Origin of the sequence: Rheinheimera nanhaiensis E407-8, from assembly GCF_000296695.1 — a bacterium.
Classification (GTDB): Bacteria; Pseudomonadota; Gammaproteobacteria; order Enterobacterales; family Alteromonadaceae; genus Alishewanella; species Alishewanella nanhaiensis.
On the sequence record NZ_BAFK01000051.1, the window covers coordinates 1 to 1,076 of the forward strand.

Annotated in this window: 2 protein-coding genes; both read left to right on the forward strand. The window is 43.6% G+C overall.

The features are described 5' to 3' along the window. The coding region (locus RNAN_RS18525) for a hypothetical protein (protein WP_237739954.1) at window positions 1-487 on the forward strand (487 nt) is incomplete at its 5' end. 87 nt (window positions 488-574) lie between these two features. Continuing rightward, complete coding sequence (locus RNAN_RS18530) at window positions 575-1,033, forward strand: HIT family protein (RefSeq protein WP_040552762.1); 459 nt, start codon at window positions 575-577, stop codon at window positions 1,031-1,033. The last annotated feature ends 43 nt before the right edge of the window (window positions 1,034-1,076 follow it).

Sequence of the window (1,076 nt, forward strand, 5' to 3'; positions counted from 1 at the left end):
GGGATGCCAACCGCTACGCGGTCGTCACCCGTGTGCTTTGCGTTATAAATTATGGCGAGTTTTGATGAATCGGATAGGTAGCGTTTTACTTCTGCTTTTTAGTGCCAACTCTGTCGCCTGTGACAATAAAGCGGATAGCAGCATTGAGCCTTTTTTAAGTTATAAGCATCTCAGCTCAGAAACTGAAAGTTGTAGTTTAGTGAACCTTTATGCTCCAGAAAGACTGAATAACCAAAACCTTTCAAGTATTAACTTTAAGTTCGGTGAGGGACAAAAAAATGAGGTTCCTCTTGTGTTTTTTGATCCGGCCGGATTTGAAGGAGTTGAAAAGCCGGGGTATTTGTTAGCTCAGTTGTGTTTAACGCGAGAGAGCTTACAGCTTTCGGCAATAACGCTAATTTATAAGCCAGAACCCGAGCCAAACGGTGCTATTGCTTTTTGTATGTCGGCAAAGGATTATCAGCTTAAAGAGTTAAATAATTTATAACAATCCGCGTCATTCGGGGCCTACGGCCCCTGCGACGCTCACAAGTTCGCGCGCATGCGCGGGGCGTTATGCATTATCAGGTTCGATATGAATTGTATTTTTTGTGAAATAGTTTCAGGTACGTCACCGTGCCATAAGGTTTGGGAAGATGATGAGCATTTAGCTTTTTTGTCGATTTACCCTAACACCAAAGGGTTTACGGTGGTGATACCAAAGAAACATTATTCAAGTTATATATTCGCACAAGAAGACAGTGTTGTTGCCAACCTTACTCTCGCTAGTAAGAAAGTTGCGCTGTTGCTTGATAAGGCGCTTGATGGTGTAGCAAGAACAGGTATCGTTTATGAAGGCTATGAGGTCGATCACTTGCACAGCAAGTTGATCCCTATGCATGGCACCGGCGATGATTCTACGTTCAAGCCGATTGATGGAACCAAAGGTCCATTCATTTTGAAATATGAAGGTTTCTTATCGACGCATGATTGTGCGCGAGCGGACGACACAGAACTTGCAAAGTTGGCAGCACATATCAGATCCTATGCATAACACATATGAGCCTTCCCGGAGTCAATAGGTAAAACCGCTCTTC